The organism is Bacteroidota bacterium (assembly GCA_036522515.1).
Lineage (GTDB): Bacteria > Bacteroidota > Ignavibacteria > UBA10030 > SZUA-254 > VBOC01.
Genome location: DATDFQ010000054.1, coordinates 66,008 through 91,347 on the forward strand (window position 1 = coordinate 66,008; position 25,340 = coordinate 91,347).

The 25,340-nt window shown below is 60.7% G+C and carries 14 protein-coding genes; all 14 read right to left on the minus strand.

The window, feature by feature from the left end:
- Positions 1–41 precede the first annotated feature (41 nt).
- The gene (locus VI215_10215) at positions 42–1,451 is read right to left on the minus strand and encodes a hypothetical protein (protein ID HEY6192682.1); all 1,410 of its coding nucleotides are present in this window, start codon (positions 1,449–1,451) and stop codon (positions 42–44) included.
- On the minus strand, positions 1,448–2,431 hold the full coding sequence (locus tag VI215_10220) for a carbohydrate kinase (GenBank protein HEY6192683.1): 984 nt from the start codon (positions 2,429–2,431) through the stop codon (positions 1,448–1,450). Before VI215_10220 ends, VI215_10215 begins: the two co-directional genes overlap by 4 nt.
- On the minus strand, positions 2,428–3,444 hold the full coding sequence (locus VI215_10225) for a zinc-dependent alcohol dehydrogenase family protein (GenBank protein ID HEY6192684.1): 1,017 nt from the start codon (positions 3,442–3,444) through the stop codon (positions 2,428–2,430). Before VI215_10225 ends, VI215_10220 begins: the two co-directional genes overlap by 4 nt.
- A complete protein-coding gene (locus VI215_10230; GenBank protein HEY6192685.1) occupies positions 3,441–5,999 on the minus strand; it encodes a hypothetical protein in 2,559 nt (852 codons plus the stop codon). The genes VI215_10225 and VI215_10230 overlap by 4 nt, the downstream gene beginning before the upstream one ends.
- A 185-nt stretch (positions 6,000–6,184) precedes the next feature.
- Positions 6,185–8,476 (minus strand): amylo-alpha-1,6-glucosidase, encoded by a 2,292-nt coding sequence (locus VI215_10235; GenBank protein HEY6192686.1) that lies wholly within the window; start codon positions 8,474–8,476, stop codon positions 6,185–6,187.
- Positions 8,476–9,285 (minus strand): carbohydrate ABC transporter permease, encoded by an 810-nt coding sequence (locus VI215_10240; protein ID HEY6192687.1) that lies wholly within the window; start codon positions 9,283–9,285, stop codon positions 8,476–8,478. Before VI215_10240 ends, VI215_10235 begins: the two co-directional genes overlap by 1 nt.
- Complete coding sequence (locus VI215_10245; protein HEY6192688.1) at positions 9,282–10,172, minus strand: sugar ABC transporter permease; 891 nt, start codon at positions 10,170–10,172, stop codon at positions 9,282–9,284. Before VI215_10245 ends, VI215_10240 begins: the two co-directional genes overlap by 4 nt.
- Positions 10,169–11,479, minus strand: a complete 1,311-nt coding sequence (locus VI215_10250; GenBank protein HEY6192689.1) for an extracellular solute-binding protein — start codon at positions 11,477–11,479, stop codon at positions 10,169–10,171. Before VI215_10250 ends, VI215_10245 begins: the two co-directional genes overlap by 4 nt.
- 5 nt (positions 11,480–11,484) lie before the next feature.
- On the minus strand, positions 11,485–13,092 hold the full coding sequence (locus VI215_10255; GenBank protein ID HEY6192690.1) for a hypothetical protein: 1,608 nt from the start codon (positions 13,090–13,092) through the stop codon (positions 11,485–11,487).
- Positions 13,093–13,100: 8 nt separating this feature from the next.
- On the minus strand, positions 13,101–14,168 hold the full coding sequence (locus tag VI215_10260) for a PorV/PorQ family protein (protein ID HEY6192691.1): 1,068 nt from the start codon (positions 14,166–14,168) through the stop codon (positions 13,101–13,103).
- A complete protein-coding gene (locus VI215_10265; GenBank protein HEY6192692.1) occupies positions 14,165–17,434 on the minus strand; it encodes a hypothetical protein in 3,270 nt (1,089 codons plus the stop codon). Before VI215_10265 ends, VI215_10260 begins: the two co-directional genes overlap by 4 nt.
- Positions 17,435–17,446: 12 nt before the next feature.
- Positions 17,447–20,164 (minus strand): TonB-dependent receptor, encoded by a 2,718-nt coding sequence (locus VI215_10270; GenBank protein HEY6192693.1) that lies wholly within the window; start codon positions 20,162–20,164, stop codon positions 17,447–17,449.
- Positions 20,165–20,226: 62 nt separating this feature from the next.
- Positions 20,227–24,000: a FlgD immunoglobulin-like domain containing protein gene (locus VI215_10275; GenBank protein HEY6192694.1), complete on the minus strand. Its 3,774-nt coding sequence runs from the start codon at positions 23,998–24,000 to the stop codon at positions 20,227–20,229.
- 81 nt (positions 24,001–24,081) lie between these two features.
- The gene (locus VI215_10280; protein HEY6192695.1) at positions 24,082–25,200 is read right to left on the minus strand and encodes a LacI family DNA-binding transcriptional regulator; all 1,119 of its coding nucleotides are present in this window, start codon (positions 25,198–25,200) and stop codon (positions 24,082–24,084) included.
- Positions 25,201–25,340 lie beyond the last annotated feature (140 nt).

Here is a 25,340-nt window from a genome sequence, read left to right on the forward strand (position 1 = left end):
AACGGAACGCGACCTGAAGGTCGCGCCTACCGGGCCCCGCCTCAATCATGTTTTCGCGCTTCCTGAAACTCCGCACTCTTCGTCCCTTCCAGAATCAGCAACTCCGGCTTCTTCAGGTCGATTGCGAGTGTCAGCTCCTCACCGGCCGGATTGCGGAAGAGCCCACAGATATAGTCCGAACCACGCCGGCTGAAGACCTTCTTGTAATAAAGATACTTCCTGGCAAGAGGGAGCTGCTCCACCTCGACAAGCGTGGCGAGGGCTTCGATCGTCGACTCCGCGCCCGAGTTCCTGTTGAGCGTCGTCGAATCCCTGATTCCGTCGAAGCATCGCCCGTTTGCGGAATCGTACATCGGCTGCCCGAGGACGTTGTTCCCAAGAAGCCACGAGGCCGCCAATCCGGACATCGTGAGATAACGGGGGTCATTCGTCGCTTCGTACAACCGGATCAAGCCCACCGCCATCGGACGGACGGCGTACGCGATCTGTTCAAACCCGGTCCTCTTCGTGCTGTCCGCCACGTCGAGCTCCTTCATGAACCCCTCGATGAGCAAACGGCTGTACCACCCTTCCGCTTCACGCCTGGCTGATTCGACCATCGTCGAGTCTTTCAGAATCCTGCCCGAGAGCGCGAGGGCCTGAGTCTGGCCGTTTCCCCACATGTGCCACATCGTCTCCCACGACCGGTGCAACCCGTAGGGGAATGTCTTCAGGTCGCCCTCCTGCATCGTCATAAGAGCGCGGGCGAGCTTCTCGATGTACCCCTTCACCCTCTTATCCTTCGTGGCCGCGAAATAATTGTTCAGCCCCAGGAGCAGCTCAGACGTCGCATCCGCGCCAGACTCGTAGAAGAGCCACCCCGGAATGCGAAGATGGCGAACCTCTTTCTCCTTGCCGTAGGCCGCTAGGAGCGAATCGATATTCGGGAAGGTTCGTTCCACCCCCAGGCGAAGCATGGCCGCGAACGACGAATCCTTCGGGGCCAGTATCCTGCAGCCGAGCCCCATCGACCAGACAGCCCGGGCGGCCCACCACCCGAACGACTTGAAGCTGGTCTTGCCCCCGGTATTGATGGAGTGGTCCTGAAGGACAAAGTTGTAGAATTTGCCGTCGGGAGTTTCCATCTTCACGATGAATTTCAGGAGCGAAACCGCTCTCTTTCGGCTCTCTTCAGATCCGGTGAGCTCATAATGGCGGAGATAGACGACGGCAGCCCGGCCGGCGTCATCCACGCAAGCGACGCCCTCGAGCCCCGATTCGGCGGCGCCGACCCAGCCGTAATCGGGGTAATTGGCATAGACGTGCACAATATCGACGCTGTCTCCGAGAAATTCGATCCGCTCCGTCAGGTGCCGGAGGTGATTGAAATTGACGAGCCCTGCCTGTTCCTGCGCGCAGAGTATCGGCAGGACCATCAGCAGAAGAGAGAAAGCCGCGAGCACCCGTTTCATGAGCCCCTCCATGTTCGTTCGAGAAACGACTCCACCTGTGAGCGGGTCGGGAGAGAGGAAATGACGCCGAATCTTGTCGCCGTCAGGGCGCCTGCCGCGTTCGCGAACCTGCAGATCGACTCAAGCGCGGTTGCAGGAAGCTCTCCGAACCGGTTTGCGTTTTTCAGAATCCCGAAGAGCAGGGCGGCAAGAAAACTATCCCCGCATCCGGTCGTGTCGACGGCCCTCACCCTGAATCCGGGGACGAACACCGAGGTCCCGCCGGTGTAGGCGTGGCATCCCCTCCCGCCGGCGGTGATCACGACGATGAGCGGTCCGAGGCCGAGGAGTTTTCGCGCGGCGCCATGGACGCTCCTGCTCCCTGTCAGGAATTGCGCCTCGGTGTCGTTCAGCCGCAGGATCGAGCTCAGCTTCACCATGGCAAGAGAAACGTGTTTTGCCTCGCGCCGGGAGTTCCAGAGGGACAACCTTATGTTAGGGTCGAACGAGACCGCCATTCCGGATCGTACGGCCTTTTGCGCAATCTCTATCATGGTCGTGCGTGCAGGCTCTCTCAGAAGCGGAAATGATCCCAGATGAACGATTCTGGATCCTGAAATCTGCGTGAAGTCGATGTCCCGGGTCTCAATGAATTCATCCGCCGGATCGCGTTCCCAGAAGGCGAAATCGCGGTCGCCGGATTTCGTCCGCGAGACGAACGCGAGCCTGGTCCGGCGCGCGCCGTCGGTGCGGATGCCCGAGGTGTCCACGCCCCGCTTCCCGAGTTCGCGCTTCAGGAATTCCCCGAAGGGATCGCGCCCGACTTTTCCGAGGAATGCGGTGCGGACGCCCAGCCGGGAAAGTCCGACAGCGACGTTCGCCGCCGCCCCTCCCGCATGTTTCAAAAATCCGGGCGAATCTACAAGCGTAACCCCCGCCCTCGTCGACACGAAATCCACGATCACTTCACCGACGCACGAAACCTCAGCAGGCCGTTTCATGAGTGCGGTAGAATGATGCTCTTGATCGTCAGGCCCTCGCGCTGGTGCCGAAGCGCCTCGCCCACCCCGTCGAGGGGGAACTGGTCTATCCGGAAGAGGTCTGTCCGGACCTTCCCGGCGTCGAGCAGGGCGATCGAACGGCCGAAGGTGTGCGGATTCACGTACGAACCGACGATCGTCAGCTCCTTGAAATAAACCTGGTTGGGCTCCACGGGGATGGTGGCGCCCGGGGGGCTCACGCCGAAGAATTCGACGGTTCCGCCGCGCCGGGCCAGCTCGACCGCTAGTTTCATCGTTTCCACCTTTCCGACGCACTCGATCACCGCATCGGTGCCTTCGGGGAAGAGATCGCGCAGGGCGGAATTCGGGTCTCCGTCGGAGGGATTCAAGACCAGATCCGCTCCCAGAAGCGAGGCGATCTGCCGCTTTTCCTTCAAAGGCTCGAGAACGATCGTCTTTCCCGCGCCGGCATTCCTGGCGAGCTGGAGCATCAGGAGTCCGATCGTTCCTCCTCCGATGATGGCGACCGCATCTCCCTGCCGGATGTTCGCCCTGTCGATTCCATGAATCGCGCAGGAGACCGGCTCGATGAAAGCGCTCGCCTCGGTCGACATCCCGGCCGGGATCGGATGGAGCTGGGACTCCGGAACGATGCAGAACTCGGCCATGCCCCCGTCGATATCCACACCGAGCGCCCGGAGATTCGAACAGAGATGCACCAGGCCCCGGCGGCAGAAAAAGCACGCGCCGCAGGAGATGTTCGGATCGACCGCCACGCGGAGGCCGGTCTTGCCGCTGCCTGCCCCGCGCGCCCCGGACTCGACGACCCCGGCATATTCATGCCCGAGCACGACCGGAGGAGTGGAACGCGAGGTTCCCTCCACGATGTGGACGTCCGTCCCGCAGACGCCGCAGGCGTCCACCCGGACGAGCACCTCTCCCGCCTCCAGTTTGCGGAGGGGCTTCGTCGTGACCGTCAGGTCGTGCGGCTTGTTAAACAGCGCGACTTTCATCTGTTCTGAAATTTGAGTTCCACCGTCTGGGGCGCGTCGGTCCCGACAAGAGAAATGCGGTACTCGATCAGCCCGTCGGGGCCGATCGACCGCTTGTAGGAGGTTCTGGCCTTCCCGTCGATCAACATCTTCTTCAGAAAGAAGGGTGAGATGACGCGTGCGGCGATCCGATGGAGCTTGAAGGAGGAGAGGAGCAGCGTCATCGTCCCGGTATTCCCGGAATACCCGGCGTGTTGCAGGATCGCGTTGACGCTCTCAAGGTAAGGGGTCTCGGGCGTGCCGTAGGTTGCGGCGAGCGAGCCCGGGGCGCGGGCGTCGAGCGGCAGGACAAGCGAGGGCAGGCTCCGGCCTCCGCTCACGATCGAACGCAACCGGTCGGCCTTTCCTGTCAGCGTCACTTCGTGCGATCCGCCGAAGGCGTAGGTGCAACGGATCGAATCGGGCATGAGGGGGAGCTCCTCCGCAAGAGAAAGGTTCCATTCGTTATCCCGGAACCCGCAGAGCTCGTAGAGCACGTTGAGATAGAACCCGGCCGCCCACATGAACGAGGGCTTGTCGATCATCCCGAACTTCGGGGATGAGTGATCGGAGAACCGGTATTCGTACATCGCGGGAACCCCCTGCGGACTCCGCGCCACGCCGTCGAGCGTCATGACCGCCTTCACAAATTTCAGGGCGCTATCCGCCCGCCCGATCGAGTTGAGCGCGAGCGCATACCATGCGTTCGCGTGCGGCCAGATCCCGCCGTTCGCGTAGAGATACGGGTCGCCCGCTTCGTTCCCCGCGAAGCGGAAAAAACTCCGCGCGGAATCGGTATGGAAATCGGGGGGAGCGACATTCATGATGCCGGCCGGAAAACGGAGGAGCTTCGAGGCGGCGCTCCCGACGAGCGATTCCGACCTGGATCGATCGAGTTCGCCGTAGACCGCGCCGAGGAGCGACCCCATATAATAGTGCTCGTCTTTTCTTCCTTCGTTGTAGTTGATCAGGTACTTGAGCGAGTCGTCCCAGAGGCGGTCGTTCAGCGCCTTCTGCATCGCTTCGGCGAGGTATTCGTATTCGAGGAGGCCTTCAGAGCGGTGTCCCAGGAGGGTGCTGATATAGACGTAATCCCGCAGCGCCCGTACGGTGAGGATCGTGAGATAGGATCTCGGGCCTTCGCGGTGCCCGATGTCCCACCAATCGGGGCGGTAGGCATGCATGAGGTTTTCCGGGGTCCGGTGGGAAAGGATTTCTGTCAGGCTCTTCGTCACAAGCGGGTAGAGAAGATTCCCCAGGGAGTCATCACCCGAGTGGCGGAGGTACCGCGCCGTTACGATGATGAACCAGAGATGGTTCCAGTTTTCCGGATCGCAGTATTCAGTCTTGTATCCGTCGTCGCGCCAGTAGTAGGCGTGGGGGATGATGAGGTCTTTCGAATGAGACGCGACGTACGACAGGTTTTGACGAACGCGATCGAGGTCGAAATTGACCGCTCCCAGGTTCGTCAGGATAAGGTCGTGCGTGAAAAAGAAGTTGTATTCCGCCGGACAGGGCATCGGAACGACCTCGCCGTCGAGAGCATGCCGGTTCGTGGCGAGAAGCCCCCGGGCCCAGATCGCGGAGCGGTCAAGCCACTCATCGCCGGTCACGAAGCGCGCCTCTTCCCGCGCTTTCCGGACGACGAACCGGTCATAGCCGCTCAGTTCCTCGCGCCACCCGGCGGCGATCCGGGAGAGCCGCTGCTTCAGTTCAATCCGTTTGCAGCTCCCCACAATCTGGACAATCACAAGAGAATCGTGCGGTGCGATCTGTTCGCGGTAGATGAACGCTGCGGCGGGAATGGTTCGCCCGCCCGATTCATCCGGGCGGGGCGGGGTGAAGTTCGGGGAGATCCACGCCGATGTTCCGCTGTCGGTGATTGCGAGCTGGCTCGCGCTCGTGCACCGGTAGACGGGGCGGGCGCCCGCGTTCATCACGAAAACCGCCGCGCGGGCCGCATCGGAGTCGTCGAAATTCGCCAGGACCGCGCCAAGGGAGGAGTCGGAGAAGCTCCACGCGGAATCTTTTCTGGCGTATGTCTGGCAGGTGCGGAGGGTTGTCTTCAGGTGGGTATAGACCTCAAGGGGAACCGGAGAGGCGGAATTATTGGTGAAGGCGAGGGTCGCGACCATGGCCGGTTCGTCGAGACAGAACTCGTACTGGAGCGCGCAACCCAGCTGACCTTCCTCAGATTCGAATCGCACCTTGTGCGGGCTGAGCGTGTAGCTCCATCCGTTGCGGCCAAGCCAGCGCTTCGGGCCGTTGCCGATCCTGATGCCGAGGGCCATCGGCCGGGAGTCGCCCCGTTTCCAGTAGTCGGTGCTCAGGTCGATGCTGTTCGCGACCGGATAGTAGAAACTGATCCGGGCCGGAAGCGGGCGGCTCTCATGAAATTCGGCGCCCGCATAGACTCCTCCGACCTCGACCTGACCGTAACGGCCGTCGAAGCGATACCGGAGCGGGTCCTGTTGCGCAGAGAGGATTGCCGGCAGGAGCAAAAGTGCTGCGAGGAGACCGCGTGTTAATTTATCCACCGCCTCGTTCCCACGCTCTGCGTGGGAACGCAATCCGCGGCGCTCTGCGCCGCAACCAGGTCGGGACGCAGAGCGTCCCATTTCCACGCTCCCACGCGGAGCATGGGAGCGAGATAAAGAATAAAGATCCCGACCTGAAGCATGTCGGGATGACGAGGTGATTGAGAAAAGGCGAGTATTCACGATCACGGTTCTCTCTCTTCGGGTTGAAGCTGGGTCTGAGTTGTCGTCACCTCCCACACCTTTGCTTCCCCCGCGCGGAGGCGTACCGGTTCACGGAGCGTGCGCCCGACGTCCTCAATGGTGATCGTCCCGTGTGCATCGTCTGCGCTTGCCGCAAAGAGTACGACCCCGTCGGGACTCCTCAGGCCGGCGCAGAGGATCGCGCCTGTGTCGGCGGAGGTCTTCACCAGCTCACCGAGTCTGAGGGGGAACGAGCTTTTGACGGAGATGTTCGAATACAATGTCCCGTCGCAGAAAAAGAGAGTTACGGGACTCCCCTTGTAAGAAAAGTTCTTTACCGCGATCCAGCCCCAGCCGGCGGGGATGCAGGGATTTACCTCCAGGCCGTCGAGGGTGGGCCTGATGCCGAGCAGCCCTTCCATCCCCAGCCAGAAGTAGGTCGGCGGCATCCACGGGCTCATCGCCATTCCCCTGCTGAGGAAGCTCTCTCCGTGAAGACGCTCCGGAAATTCTCCGGGGACGACGTTGACGAAATCCGCCGGCCGGGCGGTTTCGGAAAGTGCGTAGATGTTCCGCATCCCCTCGACGAGCCTGTCCGGGTCGTCGCTTCCGCTGCAGAGGGCGATCCATGCCGTCAGGTTCGGCCATACTCCGCCGAGCAACTGGCAGCCGAGGTCCGGGTCGTAGTTGTGCTCGTGTTTGCTCACCGTGCGGGCGCCGAAGGGAGTCCAGATCTCCCCGGCGGTAAGTTTGGCGAGTATCCTCTTCCGCATCGCCGCGTCGGCCGCCTTGAAGAGAACCGGAAAGATGAGATCTCCGGTGATATCATGATGCCTTGTTCCGCCATTGGCCAGGTTGAGGAGGTAGAGGCCCGTTTTTTCGGACACGAGCTGCGAGTTGATCGCTTCACGGAGGAGCCGGGCCCTCTCCGAATAGAATTCTGCCTCTTCCCGATTTCCGATCCGGCCCGCGGTCTCGGAAGCGCACTCGAGCGCGGCGTAGCATTCGGCGTTGATCTCGGTGACCGCTCCGGTCAGATTGTAGCCGTCTATGATGTTCCGCCAGCCGCAAATTCCCCAGACGTTCGTTCCTGCGGCATGGCACCGGACGAGGCCGTCCTCCACCTGCGAGAGGATATAATCGCAGGCGCGTTTCATCAGCGGCCAGGCCCGCTCGAGCGCGTCCTCCTCTCTGCAAAGAAGCGCGTGATGGTGGAGGGCATAAACGTAGAGGGGCGTATCGTCGTTGATGTTGAGCTTGTAGTCGTGAAGTTCCGGACGCTCTTCATTCGCGCGGATGAATTCCGTCAGTTTTCCGTCCCTGTGAAAGCCATGGCGTTCGGCGAGCGCCAGAAGATTATGGGAGAAGTCGGGCGTGAAGTAATCGGAACCGAGAACATACCAGGCGAGATCGCGGATCACCGCGATATCCTGGGGAGGATCGTTCGTAAACGCCTCTCCGGCGCGGTACTTCTGCTGCACGCGGACGCTGTTGATCTTCGCCCACTGAAGTCCCCTGTTGATCAGCGGGTCGGGCGTCAGGAGCTCGCTCGCCGCAAGCAGGGCCGAATAGGCCGCCCTGCTTTCGTCGAGAAGCGTCCGGGCATCGCCGCAAAGAAGGTAGATCTTTCGGGCTTCGTGGATTCCTTCGGGGGAATATCCGAGCACGAACGACGCTTCGGAAGGTTTCCCCGGTTGCGCGGTCAGTTCGTATTCCATGGTGAGGGAGTCGCCCGAGATCGAATGCGAGCGTGGCGCCGCGGAGGCCCCCATCACCCTCGCCTCGCTCTCCCTTCCCACGGTACGAACCTCGAAAGAGCTCTCCCGGGGGAAGATTTGCACCCTCTTTGACGTTTGGTCCGCGGGGGGTTGCTTGGTGAAAAGCGTCCCGGGTTGCGGGGGGAAGGTCAGCGTCTGGCGGATGACGACCGGCATCCCCTGCGGTGAAGCGACCCGGATGATAAAAATGGCTGCCTGGAGGACCGAAGGCCGCGCCTGGATTCGCCTGTCGGTCGAGAAGGGAATAAAGAATCGCTTTCTGATTTCGATCCCGCCCGGGCCACGATAGAATGTTTCCTGCGACTCGGGACTGAAGAGCGTTTCGAGCGGGTTGAGGAGTTCCCCGCCTGCGAGGAATTCGATCGTCCAACGCCCCGCATAATACTGATCGTCGAGCGCGCTCCAGAGGTCGACCATGTCCGTGGCAGCGGTAAGCCGGGCGAACGTATGGTAGTTTCCCAGGCTCGCGCCCGCGGCGAGCGACCCCACCGGATAGGTGTAGGTTGGATATTCCATTACCCCTTGATGCCTGAGGAAGCCATGCTCTCGATGAAATACCGCTGGAAGAACGCGTAGGCAACCGTCACCGGAAGCGCGAGGAGGGTCGCGGCCGCGAGCAGAGATCCGAGCTGGGTCTCCGCCTCGCCGCCGATCACGAAGATCGTCACGATCTGCGGCATGGTCATGAGCGAACGCTCCCGGACCACAAGGAGGGGCCAGAGCACGTCGTTCCAGCTCGCCATGAAGGTGAGGATCGCCACGGTGATGATCACCGGCCGGGAGAGCGGCCAGATGATCCGGAAGAGAATCCGGAGATCGGAACATCCGTCGATCCTTGCGGCGTCGATCAGCGCACCCGGGATGCTCATGAAGAACTGGCGGAACAGGATGATGCTGAACCCGCTCATCATCGCCGGAACAATGAGAGAAAGGTAGGTGTCGGTCCAGCCCAGCTTCACCATAAGGATGTACTGCGGGATCAGCGTGATCTGAAAGGGAATCATCATCGTGAAGAGGATCAGCAGATAGAGAACCCCGCGCCCGAGGAAATCGAGCTTCGCGAGCGCGTACCCGACCATCGAGCCGAATACGACCACCGATGCGGTGACGGAGAGCGACACGACGAGGCTGTTGAGCAGAGCCCTGATGATCGGGATCTTGGTGAAGACCGCCCGGTATCCCGCCAGAACGAAGTTCGAGGACCAGAGCGAGAATCCGTTGATCTCCAGCTCCGGCTTGAAGGAGCCCGAGATCATCCAGAGAAACGGATAGGCGAAGACGATTGCGCCGAGGACCAGGAGGAGGTATTTTAACGCGGTTCTCATCCGCCCGGATCCGATTCGATCACTTTGCGTTGAATCAGGACGACGCCCAGGATGATCAGCGCGAAGACGAACCCGAGAGCCGCCGCATACCCCATGTGGTTGAAAAAGAAGGCCTGGTTATAGATATAGAGCATACCGGAAAGCGTGCTTTGCATCGGTCCGCCCCCGGTGAGCACGTACGGCTCGATAAACAAGGAAAAACCGCCGATCGTCGAAAGCACCGCGATCACGATGATCGTCGGGTTGAGCATCGGAAGCGTGATGTGGAGGAATTGCTTTCTCCTTCCTGCCCCGTCGATCTCGGAGGCCTCATACATCTCTTTCGGGATGTTCTGCAGGCCCACGAGAAAGAGCACGATGTAGATCCCGACGTTCTTCCACGTCGCCATGACGGCGATCGAGGGCATCGAGAAGCCGGGATCGACGAGCCACGGGATCCGCGGCAGTCCGACGTCGGTCAGGAGCAGGTTGAGGATGCCGTAATCGAACGAGTACAATTGCTGCCAGAGGATCGTCACGACGACGCCGGAAACCACCACGGGGAAGAAATAGAGCGCCCGGAACACGCCCCTGAACCTGATTTTCGAATGGAGGAGGAGAGAAAACCCCAGGGCGACCCCGGCCTGAAGCGGAATGTGGATCGCAAGGAACAACAACGTATTACTCAGCGACTTGTAAAACAGAGGGTCGCTGAACAGGCGGAGAAAATTCTTCATCCCCACCCACTCCATCGGCGAGACGATGTTCCAGCGGTTGAACATCAGAACGAACGAAAAGATCAGGGGATAGGCGACGAACGCGAGGAAGAAGATGCAGTAGGGGAGGATGAACCAGTATCCGTTTCGGTCGCTGCGCCTCGCTCTCCGGAAAAGCCACGCTCCCGTCATTGGTTCCACTCGACGATCAACCTTGTTCTCTTCGCCGCATCGCGGATCGCGTCGGCGGGAGACACTCTCCCGTAGACGCAACACGCCTCGTATTCCTGCGAGATGGCGTCGAAGATCTCCTGCAGATCCGGAACGGCGTCCATCCCCCGCGTGTAGGGAGCCTGGCGCGCGAAGCTGACCATGACCGGGTTCTTCTCAAAATAGCTTGAAAAAATCGGGTTCGTCAGAAGGTCGCCCCGCACGGGGATCTGGTTGGCGATCTTCAGAAGCAGGAGGTCGTGCTGCGGGCTGACCAAAAATTTCACGAACTCCCACGCCTCCTTCGGGTGCCTCGTCGTGCTGAAGATCGCGATGTTCTTGTAATCCCCCGACGTGTAGACGGGGCCGGTGTGCGAATCGGGGACCGGCAGGGGCGCCACGCCGAATTTTATATGCGGGGCGAATTTTTGGACTTGAGACACCTGCCAGGGGCCGGCGAAGTGGGTCGCCTTCTTTTCGAGGTTGAACGGGTCTCCCCCCTGGAAAAACGTCCTCGGGAAGTACCGGCTCGCGTAGCACTCGCGGAAGAATGAAAAGACCTCGACGGCTTCCCGGTTGTCGAACGCCACCTCGTTGTTCCGGAAGAGCATCGAGCCGCCGGAAGCGCCGATGAAGAAGGGGTAGAAGTCGAAGAGGCGCTGCCACCAGATCGGACGTATGTCCCGCTCCCCCATCCAGACGTCGATCTGCCCGTCCCCGTCGAGGTCGCGGGTCACCTTCTTCGCGGCGGCCAGGTATTGCGAATAGGTCCTCGGTATCGAATCGACACCCGCCTCGCGGAAGAGGCGTTCGTTGTAAAACATCATGACCGGATTGGTCTTCCAGGGAAGCTGGTAGAGGTGAGAGTCGGAGGCCCGAAACGTCTCGAGGAGTTCCCGGGGGGTGCGGGAAAGCGCGACTGAATCGAAATCGGGAAACCGGTCGAGCGCGACGAGCCCTCCCGACTGCATGTAATCGTGGAGCGCGCCGGGCCAGATGTTCGAGCAGACATCGGGGGTGGTCTTGCCGGCGATCGCGGCAAGGAGCACCTCCTCGGTCGATTGGCTCACCGGAATCGGCTGCATGCGCACGTGGATGTCGGGGTGAAGCTGATTCCAGGCGGTGACAAGTGTTTCGGCGAGCTCGATCTCCTGCGTGTTGGGAGCCGGCCAGTAAGTGAGCTCGAAGTTCGGGTCGGGCACCGAACCGCCCGTCTGCTCCCGGGCGCATCCGGACAGGAGGAGTGCCGCGGCGAAGAGGATGAATGAGATTCGCAATCGATTTGTCATTCGTATCATTGTGTCAATGCCTGCCACTCCGGGTCGATCGAGGGGAACGCGGGGCGGGGGAATGTGCCCCCCTTTTTCACGGTATAGATATCGATCGCCCTCGGATCGAACTCGCCTTCGAGAGGTAGATTCTTCAACTCCTCCTCGCGGATGGCGACCCCAAATTTGTTCTTGAGATGCTGGAGCCGGCGGAGGAGCCGCTTCGTCAGTTCGCCGGAATAGAAATCGGCGAGGACGCGATCCTTGGCTTGCTCGAAGGAAAGGGTGTCTCCCTTGTCGCCGCGATAGTCCCTCCGGCGACCACTGTAGTAGCCGCGGAGGGTCGTATCGCTCCACCGGATGGAATCGGAAATCGCCGCACGATCGAGCCGGTAGACGATCTTGTCCTTCCACCACTGGAGCTGCTTTCGCACGACCTCCCGCCGTTGGAGTCCTCTGCGTTTTGCGCGGTCAACCAGGAGCTTATCCCTCACCATCCGCCACATGGTTTGCTCGAGCGAAAGGAAGAACGCGCGGGGCGACGTGCTGTTCAGATTCACAGTGGTTTCCCGCGCATGGTACCAGTCGAGAAATTCCTTCACCGTAAACTTTCGGTCCGAAAGCGTCACAAGCGTCTCCTTGCCGAGCCTCCTAATATCATGAAAATCGGAGACTCCCCACCGGCGCGCCAAGCGCTCCGCTTCTTTCCACTCGGAGAATTTCTGAGGGCCGAGGACGATCTCCTCGAGATGGGTCTGGAGGATGTCGAATTGTTTCCGGACGATGACGGGCTTCCGCCCTTCCATCAGACGTTTGACGTAGAGATCGGAGAGGGAATCCGATTTTTGTTCCACAAGCGCGCGCTCCACGTCGGAGGCGAGCTTTGCGCTGTCGGTCTGGGTGGCCAGCAGATCGCTCCCGGCCGCGGCGGCTTTGAGGAGGTAATAGCCGTCGGGGGCGGCGATGGGCGAGGAGACAGAACGAGCCTTGAGCGTATCGACGACGGAGGCGAGCACGGGGTTCTTTTGATGCAATTTGAAGAGGGTCGTTTCCATCGAGCGGTCCTCGCGCCGGATCGAACCGGGCGCCTCGAGCTGGAAGAGGGAATCGAAGGAAGCCCCTCCTGCGAGCGCGGCCCGCAGGCTGTCCGCCCGGGCTTTCGTGCGGGCGTAGAGCCAGCGCACGGTGAGCTGGATCGCCGCCTGTTTCATCCCCAGCAGGAGCTCGTTCCGGGGCACCCGGACCTTGCTCCGGATGTCGTCCTTGTAGAGCTCCTCGGTCGCCAGGTCGCCTTCGACTTCGGCGAGCGATTGCCTCGCCGCGTCCGATTTGTCGAGGCGGCGTTCGAAGCCTTCAAGCGCAAGGAGTTTTTCGTAGACCATGAAGTTGAGGTAGCGGTGTCGTGAATCCTGTTCGCGTCTGGGGAACGCCGGGCCGAACTCGTAATTGAACAAAAACTCCTGTGCGGTGATCGGACGGGGGCCCACACGGGCTACGACGATCGACTGGTATTTCGGATTGTCAAAAGAGAAGATGGTCCCGGTTTCGCCGCTGCTTTTCGTCTGCGAGAACCCGCCCTGTCCGAAGAGGAGGAGGGCGGATTGGACTGCCGCGATGATCGTGTCACGACCCACGCATCCTCTCAGAACTGGGCGGCGACGGAGAAGGTATGCACGCTCTCCAGCCTCCCCATGTCGCGGTAGGCGTAATCGAACTTGATCGCGATCGATCCGATGAGGGAGCTGGAGGCGACGCCGACGCCGAGCGAAAGGCCGCCTTCATGGTCGGCGAGGAAAAGCGATTGATACCCTCCCCGGATGAAGAGGTACTCCTGCCAGGCGAACTCTGTCCCGACGTTCATGCTCTCATAGTCGTCGCTCGGATGAAGCGCGTCGGCGGCGACCGTCCAGCGGGCCGTCTCGCTCTTCAGGACGTCGGTCGAGACTCCGAACTGGAAGAGGAGAGGCAGGCTCCACGATTCCAGCTCGATGTCGGTCGGTATCTTGTCGTTCGAGCCCTGCTTCGTGGGGTCCACACGGATGAAGGTGCGCGTGTCGCGGCCCGCGAGCTGCATATTCGTGCCGAAATTGGAGAGGGTGGCGCCGATCGTCATGCCGCCGAAGAGATCCGTCTTGAAGGTCGTTCCCGCGTCGAGAGCGAAGGCCTCGGCGCTTTCGTGCCAGATCGATTGCCGGATGTATTTCCCCGTGAATCCGATTGAAAACCGGTCGGTCAGTTTCCGCGTGTAACTGATCCCCGCGGCCATGTCCCCGGCGCTGAAGAATTCGCCTGTCCCCTCGGGAAGTTCGACGGTCCGGACTTTCATGTCGTCCATCGAAAGGGAGGTAAAGCTGAGGCCGAGCGTTCCAAACCTGCCGAGAGGAAGGACGAAGCCGCCGAAGTCGAACCTGGTTCCCGCGATCCAACCCGTGTGGACGGCGACGAACTGGTTCTGCGTCAGGGAGGCGCTCCCCGCCGGGTTCCAGTAGAGGGACGTCGCGTCGTTGGCGACGCTCACGAAGGCGCTTCCCATTCCGATCGCGCCCGCGCCGACCGGAATCTCGAGGAACACCGCGGCATTCGTGGCGGTCTTCGAGACGTCGCTGACAAAGCTCTGGCCCGAAACCCGCAGAGGGGCCGCCAGCGCGATCGCCAGCGACAGCAGCATTGCGATTCGCTTCGGGGGGATATTTCCGGGCGTGATGCTCATTTCATGATCGCAAATTTGTCGATGTGGGTTCCGAGGCCGGGGGCATCGACATGATAGGCGTAGACGCCGTACGCGATGTTCGTCCCGTCGCGCGACAGAAGGTCCCACGGCTCCTGGCCGTCGTCGATCGTCCCGTCGTGAGTCAACGTCTGGACGAGGTGGCCGCTCAGCGTGTAGATGCGGATCGTGCACTGGCGGGGGAGGTGGATGAAATAGATTCTGCGCTCACCCCGTCCCGCGGTTGTGGTGAACGGTTCCCACGAGGCCGCGCCGACATAGGGGTTCGGAACGACGGCGATCTTCGCCAGCTGGCTTTTGGCCAGCGAAGCGTCGACCCGCGCCGCCTTCGGGGTGAACTCGAACGATTCGCCGGTCCGGAAGGGCTTGCGCGTCACGATCCGGAAGACATCTCCCGTTTGGGGGGCGCGCTGGAGCTCCGGACGGATCGAGGTGTCCTGGAACATGCTCATCGACCATCCGAACTTCGCCCTCGCGAAGCTCGGCGTTCGCTTGCCCGCCGAGTCTCCGAACGCGAGGAACACGGCGTCGGTATCTCCCGGCGGGGCGTTGAAGAGCGAATCGTTGTTGTTGTCCTGGAAGACGAACTGGAAATGGTCGAGATTCTCCGTCAGGTCCTTGATGACGATATTGGACGGCTGCGGAGGGCTGAAGCTGGAGCGCGGAAGGCCGAGGTCGCCCGAGTCGGGCTCCACAAACCTGATTTCAAAGTCGGCCGGGTAGTCGACTCTCCGCGGTCCGTACGCGTTGGCGTAGCGCGAATCGAAGCCGATCTGAACGACATAATTGCTGTTCCCGTTGACCCACCCGGTCTTGCTGTGATCGATCTGGACGAGCGAGTCGTTCGCGATGTTGATCGCCATTCCCTGAACGAACGGGGTCTGCTGGGGGCTGGTGATCAGCTTCGTGAGGGGGACGAGCGTGTCCCCGCCCGCCTTGTCGACGATCCGGTAGTAGGGCTCCGTGTTGTTATGAAAAGCCGAGGAATCCTGGAATTCAAGATGAAGCGTGTGGTTGTCCTTCAACGAATCGGGATCGAGCAGGTCGATCGAGACGGTTCCCGTCCCCGGCCCGCTGGCGATGAAGTCGCGTATCTGCGGGTTGACATACCCGGCCGAAGGCGTCCGCGGCGTGACGATCGCCGTGTTCAGGTCCGTTTTCAACTGCCCGGTCGCGGCGTCCAGCTTGATGATCGTCGGGGTCTCCGAGGGGGGGATGCCGATGAATTCTCCCGAAACGGTCGTGGTCGTGAACCCCTGGTCGTACGCGCTCACCGCGTAGTAATAGGTCTGGCCGTTCTGGACCGTCGAGTCGACGAACGAGTGCTGCAGCCCCCGGTCGGTGCCGAGATAGAACGGCGCCCCGTTCACCAGGATCGGATGGACCCCCTTCACGCCGTCGACGAGGTCGTACTGGGCGAGGGGCTGGCGGTAGACCGGCTCCCCGAAGGCGTCGGTGATGATCTTGTCTTCGAGAAAATTGCGCTCGGTGCTCCGGTAGATCTTGTACCCCTCGAAATTGTATTTCTGGTAGAACGCGTCGAACGTCTGTTCCGCGCGGTTGTCCCAGTAGAGGGTGACGCGGTGATCGCCCGCGATCGCCTTGAGGCGGGGCTTGTCCGGAGGCTTCGCGAAGTGATAATTGGCGTTGTAAATCTGCTGGACGGTGCGCTTTCTTCTGAAGAGGTCGTCCGCGTTCAGGCCGAAGATGAGGCCCATGGAAAACCGCTCGGTCGCGCCGGTCTGCTGAAGCTGCCCCGTCTGGATGCTGTAGGTCCGGCGGCCCGAGAGATGGAAGAGATAGCTCGAAAAGTAATTCGCGAGGTTGACGCCCACAAGCTGCTGGCCGTGCGGGGGAGGGAGCGAAGTGAGGGCGGTCCAGTTGCGCTCGTCGTTGTTCAGGTCGTAGGTGTGCACGGCCGCGATGAGGAACCCGGTCAGCCCGAGCTGGTCCGATTCGTCCTTGTCGAGCAGTCCGAAATTGGGCTCGCCCTGCTCCGGTTTCCCGTCCGCCTCGCTTCCGTCGATGTCGGGACCGGCATACCCCTCGTCAAGGGGGCCGATGCCGTCCGAGCCGACGTCGTCGTTCAGAGGCTCTCCCGGATCCCACGTCCCGTTACGGTTCAGGTCGGTGTAGCTTCTCCAGTTGCAGTTCTCGTCTGCGTCCCAATGCGGCTTCCAGGAATATCCGTAAAACTGCCGGAAGCGCGCGGTGTCCTGCTGGACGTCGACGAGGAACGGGTCCTGCGCCGGGTCGGAGATGAACCGGGTGGCGTCGTTATCACGCCTCTCGTCGGTCAATCCGTCGTGATCGTTGTCGAAATGGTCGGAGGATATTCCGGGGCTCTCGAGGAACGCATACCCTGCGTAGCCGACCGGGCTCCAGTGCCCGGGACTTCCGAACGGGACGGTTGACCAGGCGTACGAAAGATTGAGGAGCTGATCGTAATCCCCGGCGTTGTTCGAGGAATTGTCGTGTCCGCCGATCCCCCAATCCACATACTGGGCGAAGACCGTCTTGTCGTAATCGGTGGTCCCCATGTTGGTGATCTCGTAGTACCAGAAGATCACGTCTTCGGCCAGGACCTGCGACCACTGGAACCCGCGCGCGTGAACCTGCATGCCGAGCCCTCCGCGCGAAGTGTCGTCCGCGTCGGGCCGGTAGTTATACCTGTTGATGTAGTCGCGGTCCTCGTTGTCGTCGAAGACGAAATAACTTTCGAGGTCCGCGTTCAGCACGCCCTTGCCGAAGAATCCGTTCCAGTACCCGTCCCAGTCGTTCGGCCGGTCGGGCCAGTGGGGGGGCCAGGTGCCCGGTTCGCTGCTCTGCGCCGGGGTCGTCGCGAACCGGTTGTCGTATCCGGGCAGCGGCCACCAGCCGTAGGCGACCGTGGTCGCCACGTTCTGGCGCGTGTATTCGTAATAGTTGGTCTCGAGCGGGTGGAAGGTGTTGCCGAGCTGATCGTGGGCTTCCGCCTGGACGATGATCGCGACTCCGTCCAGGTAGGTGTGATTGGTCCCCTTCGGCCAGACTCCGCTGTGGGTCGGGTCGAATTGCCAGTCGGCGATCTCGCCGTAGTTGTAATAGATCGTTTCCACGAGATTCCCGTCCATTGATCCTTTTCTCTTCAGGAAGTGGTTCCCTTTGTTCTGGTCGACAACCCGCTGGGCGACGGCGAGCTGTACCGCGAAGAGCGCGGAAACAAGGAACAGGATGAGCGATTGAAGACGATACCGCCGGTCGTGCATGCGACTCCAGTGTTAGAACGTAACGGAAGCCCCGACGATCACCTGCCGGGGGGCCGAGTAGAAATCGGGTCTCGTGAAATACTCCTGCAGCGTGTTCACGCCCCGGGGAGGCTCCTGAATGCGCGTCGATTCCAGCGAGTATCCCGCGCGTCCCGTGTCGGTGAACACGTTCACTTCGTTTTCGGTGTCGAAGACGTTGTACACTTTCACGAAGATCGAAAAGAGCCTGTCGAGAAACCGCACATACTTCGTGAAATAAAGGTCGGTGTCGAAAAACGGCGGACGGTTGTCGCTGTTCTCGATCCCCGTGCGCGAGTTCTCGAGCGAGGGGGTATAGGGAAGGCCCGAGCCGAGCCGGCTGATGAGGCCTCCCGAGTAGTTATCGGGGCTGCTGAGCGTCAGCGTGACGTTCAGCGAATGTCTTCTGTCCCAGTCGAGGGGGACCAGCTCTTTGTTGCTCGGGATGCCCGCCTGGCTGTTGATGAAATCGGCGTTCGGATCCGAAGCGTCCCCCTCCGCGACCTGGTAGGTGTAGTCGACGTTCGCTCCCAGGTTCCCCGCGATCCGTTTTTCAAACGAAAGCGTGAAACCCTTCACCGCCCCGTAATCCCGGTTCACGTATTCCCCGAATGTCGTGATGCCCAGCTTCTGATGGAGTTGAAGCCCGAGGAGGTTGCGGATGTCTTTGTAGTACCCGGTGACCGTGATCGCGAGGTCGGCGCCCAGTTCCTGCTGCAGGCCGATTTCATAGACGGTGGTCCGCTGCGGCTGCAAATCTGGATTGCCGAGCGTGTTCCCGACGAAATCGGGGAAGACCCCCTGGTCGGTGATCCGGAGGTTCGGGTTCTTGTAGAGAAACTCGAACGCGGGGATCTGGAAGAAATGCCCGTACGAAATATGGACGGCTCCCTTTTCGCTGATGGGGTAGGAGAGGCCCACCCTGGGGCTGACCTGGGATTTCGCGCCCGCCTTCTGAAGCAGCGCGTCCGGGTAGGGGGGCGTGAGAGTGTCGAGGGCGGCGACATTGTCCGGGTTTCGAAGCGAACGCCCGTCGGGCTGGAAATAGTCGTACCGCAATCCCACGTTCACCACCAGGTAGTCGAGTTCGATCTTGTCCTGGAAGTATCCCGAGAGCTGGTACGGATGGTTCGTGTAGGTGTTGTTATCGAAGCTGCCGGGGGGCGAAATGGCCGGGCGATATCCCGACTCCGGGCCCGCATGGATCTGAAAATCCTGGTAGCGCAGGGTATGGTATTTTCCCTCGATCCCCGCCTTGATCTGATGGATCCGGGTGACCTGGTCCGTGAGCTCGACCCTGCCTGTATACGTGTTCGTGTGGTGGAGGAAGTGCCAGTTCTGCGTCCCGCCCGTCAGGAACGTGTTCGGGCCGAGGAGCCGCCTCACCTCCGGGTTGGCGTACCTCGGGTCGAGCGGGTCTTCGTACACATACTGCTTGAAGTCCGTTTCGAAGATCGACGCGCTCGCGTCGAGGAATGCGGCGTCGCTGATGACGTGGTTGTAGTTTCCGCTCCCCAGAAAGCTCTTCTGGTAGTAGTGATAGTCTCCGTCGGGGTTCAATTGGAACTGATGATCGTACTGCCGGTAATTCTGGTTCTGGTAGAGCCCCTGGAGCGTCAGGGTCCGCGCGCTTCCGAGATTGAAAGAGAGTTTTGCCTGGAGCGAGTACCGCTCGCTGTAATTCATCGGCACGACTCTCCCGTCCCCGGTCGCGACGACGACCCATTCCGGAGGGTTGCCCCCGGCCGTGTAGGACGAGTCTTTCGGATTGAAGACCCTCCGGCCGTAGAGGTACCCGTCGTCGTAGATGTACTTGCCGGAGAGAAAGAATTTTGCGAAGCTGCTCCCCCGGACGACCGGCCCGCTCAGGGTGCCGTCGACATTATAAACGCCGAAGGCCTTCCGGTGCTGCTGGCCCCGGGCGAAGGGCGAGACAAGGCCGATGTTCCGGAAGATATCGCTGTGGGTGGAGACGTAATCGCCCACATAGGAGGAGACGCTTCCGCTGTAGTTCTCCCCGCCGATTTTTGTGACCTGGTTGACGACGCCCGAAAGCGCCTCGCCGTACTCCGCGTTGAACGTCCCGCTCAGGACCTGGATCTCCTGGATGCTGCTTACCTCCGCCTCGAGGGCGGAGTTTCCGGAAAAGACGTCGTTGACGGCCACGCCGTCGACGAGATACTTCACCTCGTTGCTGCGGCCGCCCCGGAAATGCCCTTCCACGACACCCGCCTGGAGATTAACGGCGGCCTGGACGTTTTCCAGAGGCAGTTTCGAAATCTGATCCGTGGTGACGGTGGAAGTCGTCGAGGTGAGGTCGCGCTGCACGAGCGGACGCGTGGCTGTCACTTCCACGCCCTGGACTTCGATCGCCTGCTGCTGGAGCGTGAAGTCGATGCGGGTCGTCTGATCGACGAAGACTTTGACGTCGTTGATGACGGTGGGGGCGTAGCCGACAGCGGAGGCCTTCAGCTGGTAGGTGCCGGGCGGAAGGTTGATGATGAAATAGCTTCCCTCGAGATCCGACGCCGCGCCGAGCGCGGTCCCTGCGACGAGCACGTTCACGCCGGCGAGGGCTTCTCTGGTCTGCCCGTCGGTGATTTTCCCGGAGATCTTCCCCGTCGTGCCCGCGATGCCCATGGTGTTGGCGAACAGGAGGAGCAGGAAAAGCCGGATGCAGCCACGGATGCGCGTTATTTTCCTCTGTACCATCATAACGGTCCCGCCAAAAATAGAGGGAGGGGTATCGGTCAAGATACCCCTCCCTGTGGAATTTACTTCACAAACAACATCTTCTTTACGAGCCCCACCTGCCCCGTCTGGAGGCGGTAAAAATAGACGCCCGATTCAACCTGCTGCCCGTTCTCGTTCCGTCCGTCCCATACCGCTTCGTGATATCCCGCGGAGATCACCCCGTCAACGAGCGTTCGCACGCGTTGTCCAAGAAGATTGTAGATCTCGAGCGAGATCTGGTCTGCCCTGGGCGTCGCGTACTGGATCACCGTCGTGGGGTTGAAGGGATTCGGAAAGTTGTCCGAGAGTTGGAACGTCTTCGGGATTCCCCTGGTGTCGTTTCCGGAAACGCCGGTGGAGGTGCCGATCACCTGGACGCCGAGATCGTCGAAGTAGATGGTCCCGGTGAACCGTGAATAGACGTGCAGCCGAACCTCGAGTGCCGTGGCGCTGACGCCGGTCGGAACCTGCACGTCGAGCGAGTACTGTGTCCAATCGAACGACGTGACGGCCGGGAATGAAAACGTATAATCGGTTGCAGGGCCGACCGGGTTGTAGCCGGAATTATTGCCGGTGCCCGTGAACCAGAGCGGAGTGAATCCGACCGACCAGGTTCCGGGATACATCGCTGCGGAATCGGGCACGAGATTGCTCGCCTTGATCCAGACCGACAGCCTCAGAATGTCGCCCGCCACCGCGCTGACCGATGCCGGTGTCGTGCCGCCTGACGGCGAGACCGGAAGAGCCGGTCCGCTGCCGTCGAGCATGAACCGGTGCGTCCCGACAAATCCGTCGTGGGGGGCGCGGTCGAACGGCATATCGAATTTCAACGAGTAGTTGCCCGAGTGTGCCGCCTCGTTTGTCACGACGGTGTTCTCAAAGCCGTTCCCCAATAACCCGTCGTTCCCGCCGTTCGGCGGCAGCCAGTAGAACCACCCGGTCGGTACTCCGACCCCGGCGTTCCAGTCCTGTCCCGCCCATGCCCCGCCCCGCCCGTAGAAGACGAAGTCGTCGGCCCATACCGTGCCGGTGGCGTTCTTGCCCGCGACGAACTTTACGATCGTCGTCCAGGAATCTTTCGGCAGGATCGTCTCGCCCACGCCGTTGGTGTCCGCGATCCATCCGGAGCTCGTGGCGACCGTCTGGTCGATCGGAAGCTTGGTTTCTCCGATAAATGCTCCCGCACTGTCCCAGAACGAATACGAAATCCACCAGGTCTGATCGGCGCTGATCGGGTTCGTGTTCACATTCTCCGTTTTGACATAGGCGCCGAGCAGGATGTCGACGTTCTTGAGGTGTTGCGGCGACCAGATGTCGGCCATGTTCTTGGAAATCCATGACGCGGAATCGGCCGTGACCGACGGCTTTGCGATCTTGAGGCTGTGTCCGAGCGAACTGAACTGATCGGTTGCCCAGCTCAAAGTAGCGCTCGAGGGCTCGCTCCCTTCCGTCCAGTATGCCGGATATTCTCCCTCGAAGCCGCCGATCAAATTCGGCTGCGGCGGATCGAGTTTCTCCACGGTCAGATCATCGAAGTAGATCGTACCCGTGAACCGGGAATAGACGTGGAGACGAACCTCGAGAGCGTTCGCACCCACTCCTGTCGGGACGGTGACGTCCAGCGAATACTTTTTCCAGGCGAAGGAGGTGACCGCCGGAAACGCAAACGTGTAATCGTTTGCGGGACCGACGGGGTTGTAGCCAAGGTTGTTGGTGTTGCCGGTGAACCAGAGCGGAGTGAATCCGACCGACCAGGTTCCGGGATACATCGCTGCGGAATCGGGCACGAGATTACTCGCCTTGATCCAGACGCTGAGACGCAATACATCCCCCGGCTGTACGTCAGAAATGCTGGAGATCCCGCCCCTATTCTTCGTTACGGTCGATCCTTTTCCGGTTTGGTTGAACAGGAAGCGCTGTGTGCCGACAAATCCGTCATGGGGCGAGCGGTCAAACGGCATGTCGAATTTCAACGAGTAGTTGCCCGAGTGCGCCGCCTCGTTCGTCACGACGGTGTTCTCAAAGCCGTTCGCCAGTAACCCGTCGTTCCCGCCGTTCGGCGGCAGCCAGTAGAACCACCCTGTCGGCACGCCGACGCCGGTGTTCCAGTCCTGTCCCGCCCATGCTCCGCCCCGCCCGTAGAAGACGAAGTCGTCGGCCCAAACCGTGCCGGTGGCGTTCTTGCCCGCGACGAACTTTACGATCGTTGTCCACGAATCCTTCGGCAGGATCGTCTCTCCCACGCCATTGGTGTCCGCGATCCATCCGGAGCTCGTGGCGACCGTCTGGTCGATCGGAAGCTTGGTCTCTCCGATAAACGCTCCCGCGCTATCCCAGAATGAGTACGAAACCCACCACGCTTCATCAGCATTGGCCGGGTTCATGTTCACATTCTCTGTCTTGACATAGGCCCCGAGCAGGATGTCGACGTTCTTGAGATGCTGCGGGGACCAGATGTCGCACATGTTCTGAGAAATCCATGAGGCCGAGTCGGCGGTTACGCCCTTGCTGATCTTGAGGGAGTGTCCAAGCGAACTGAACTGGTCTGTTGCCCAGGCCAGAGTCGAGCCGCCCGGTTCGTTCCCCTTCGTCCAATACGCAGGAAGCGAGCCCTCGAAGCCCCCGGCAAGGTTGATTTCGGGCACATCGAGTTTCTCCACGGTCAAATCGTCAAAGTAAATTGTCCCGGTGAACCGGGAATAGACGTGCAGCCGCGTTTCCAGCTCCTTCGCATTGACCCCGGACGGAACGGTAATATCCAGAGTATATTTCGTCCAGTCGAAGGACGTGACCGCGGGAAATGCGAATGTGTAATCGACCGCGGGCCCGACGGGGTTGTAGCCGTAGTTCGGCCCGGTGCCCGTAAAGAAGAGAGGAGTAAATCCAACGGACCATGTGCCGGGATAGACCTCGGCGGAATCAGGCACGAGGTTACTCGCCTTGATCCAGACGCTGAGGCGCAACTTATCCCCCTCCTGAATGTCCGACCGGATACTGCTGAACGGGTATCGCAGCGTCCCGACGAAACCGTCATGGGGTGCGCGATCCAGCGGCAGGTCGAATTTCAGCGAGTAGTTTCCCGAATGCGCCGCTTCGTTCGTCACGGCGGTGTTCTCGAATCCGTTCGCCAGTAACCCGTCGTTCCCTCCGTTCGGCGGCAGCCAGTAGAACCATCCCGCCGGTACAGCGACACCGGTATTCCAGTCCTGCCCTGCCCACGCTCCCCCTCGTCCGTAGAACACGAAGTCGTCTGCCCAAACCGTGCCGGTCGCGTTCTTACCCGCGACGAACTTTACGATCGTCGTCCAGGAATCCTTCGGCAGGATCGTCTCGCCCACGCCGTTGGTGTCCGCGATCCATCCCGTGCTTGTTGCGGCGGTCTGGTCGATCGGCAGCTTGGTCTCTCCGATGAACGCTCCCGCGCTATCCCAGAACGAATAGGAAATCCACCAGGTCTCATCGGCGTTTGCCGGGCTGGTGTTCACATTCTCTGTCTTGACGTAGGCGCCAAGGAGGATGTCGACGTTCTTGAGATGCTGCGGAGACCAGATGCCCGTCATGTTCTGCGATATCCAGGCGGCGGAATCGGCGGTCGATGACGGTTTGGCGATCTTAAGGCTGTGGCCGAGCGAACTGAACTGGTCGGTTGCCCAGCTCAACGTCGATGTGCCCGGTTCGTTTCCCTTCGTCCAGAATGAGGGAAGCGATCCCTCGAATCCGCCGACCGTATTGACGGTGGCCGGCTGGCCGAACGCTCCAATTGCCGTCAATAAGACAAGCAAAAGGGCGCCGGTAAATAGTGTATGCCTTTTCATGAAAACTCTCCCTTCTTGAGAATGTGTGGCATCGTTGCGTTATTTACGATTATGTACAATTGATACTGATTTCGAATGACGTTAGAACCGGCCGAGATCGTGCTCGCCCGCCGCGACTTGAGAACTTCGTGGACGGTGCATGAGGCGCTGCCGGGTGCCGGCTTTCAAGTGCTTCTGAACGGGAGAACCCGAAGAGGCACGCACTATCAGCTCCACCGGGAGATGGACCGTGGAAACGTGCCGTGTCTTTTCCCTGATCATTTCCACGATTCTCTTCACGGCGATCTTTCCCATCTCAGCCTTGAACACCCGCACCGTGGTCAGGTTGGGCTCGACGTGCGAACTCAGCTCGATGTCGTCGAACCCGACGATCGCGATATCCTCCGGAATCCTTTTGCGCGCGGCTTTGAGATAGTTCATGCACCCGATCGCCATCGCGTCGTTGGCGGCGAACAGGGCGGTTGGTTTCCCCCCCTGTTTCAGCAGGCGTTCGGCGGCGTTGTACCCGTTATGGATGCGCGTGTCGTCTTCGTCCGTGATCACCAGTTGCGGGTTGAACGGAAGCCCGTTCTCACGGAGGGCCGACTTGTACCCCTCGAACCTCTCAAGAATGCTGGGATGCTCAGGATCTCCTCCGACGAAGGCGATCTCCGTCCTGCCGTTTCCGATGAGGTGCTGCGTCGCGGCTTTCGCTCCCTTGAAATTATCGATCAGGACGGTGGAGTACCCCGCACCCTGGACCGCGTAGTCGACGAGGACGATCGGAAGCCCGAGCCGGTCGATGTGCTCGATCAGCAGAGGGTTGAATTTTCCGGCCACGATAACGCCGTCGACGTTCTTCTCCTGAAGGAAGCGCGGTATGGCGCCGCCCCGTTTCGAACGTTTCGGCACGGTCGTCAGGAGGATGTAGTAGTTGTGTTCGCGGGCTTCGAATTCCGTGCCGAGGAACACGTGGGTGTAAAACGGTTCGACCTCGGAGAAATGATCGTCGGTCAGAATAAATCCGATGTTTCCGCTCGCCTTCGAAGCGAGCCCGCGGGCGCTGCGGAGCGGATGGTAGCCGAGGGTGCGGATCGCCTTTTGCACCTTGCGGCGGGTATCATCGCTGACGTTCGACTTATTATTGAGTACGAGGGAAACCGTGGAGATCGAGAGGGAGGTTGCGCGCGCAACATCTTCTATTGTGGGGCGCTGCTTCAATTGTCCGATATCTCGAAGCGTTCTAATGAGTAAAGTGCGGAACTTACCCTACAAAGGAAGAAAAAAGACCGTTCTTCGGGGTATCGCTCGATGTCGGGCTTGAGGAATCGAAGCGCTTGGATAATAGGCAAATTCCCGGT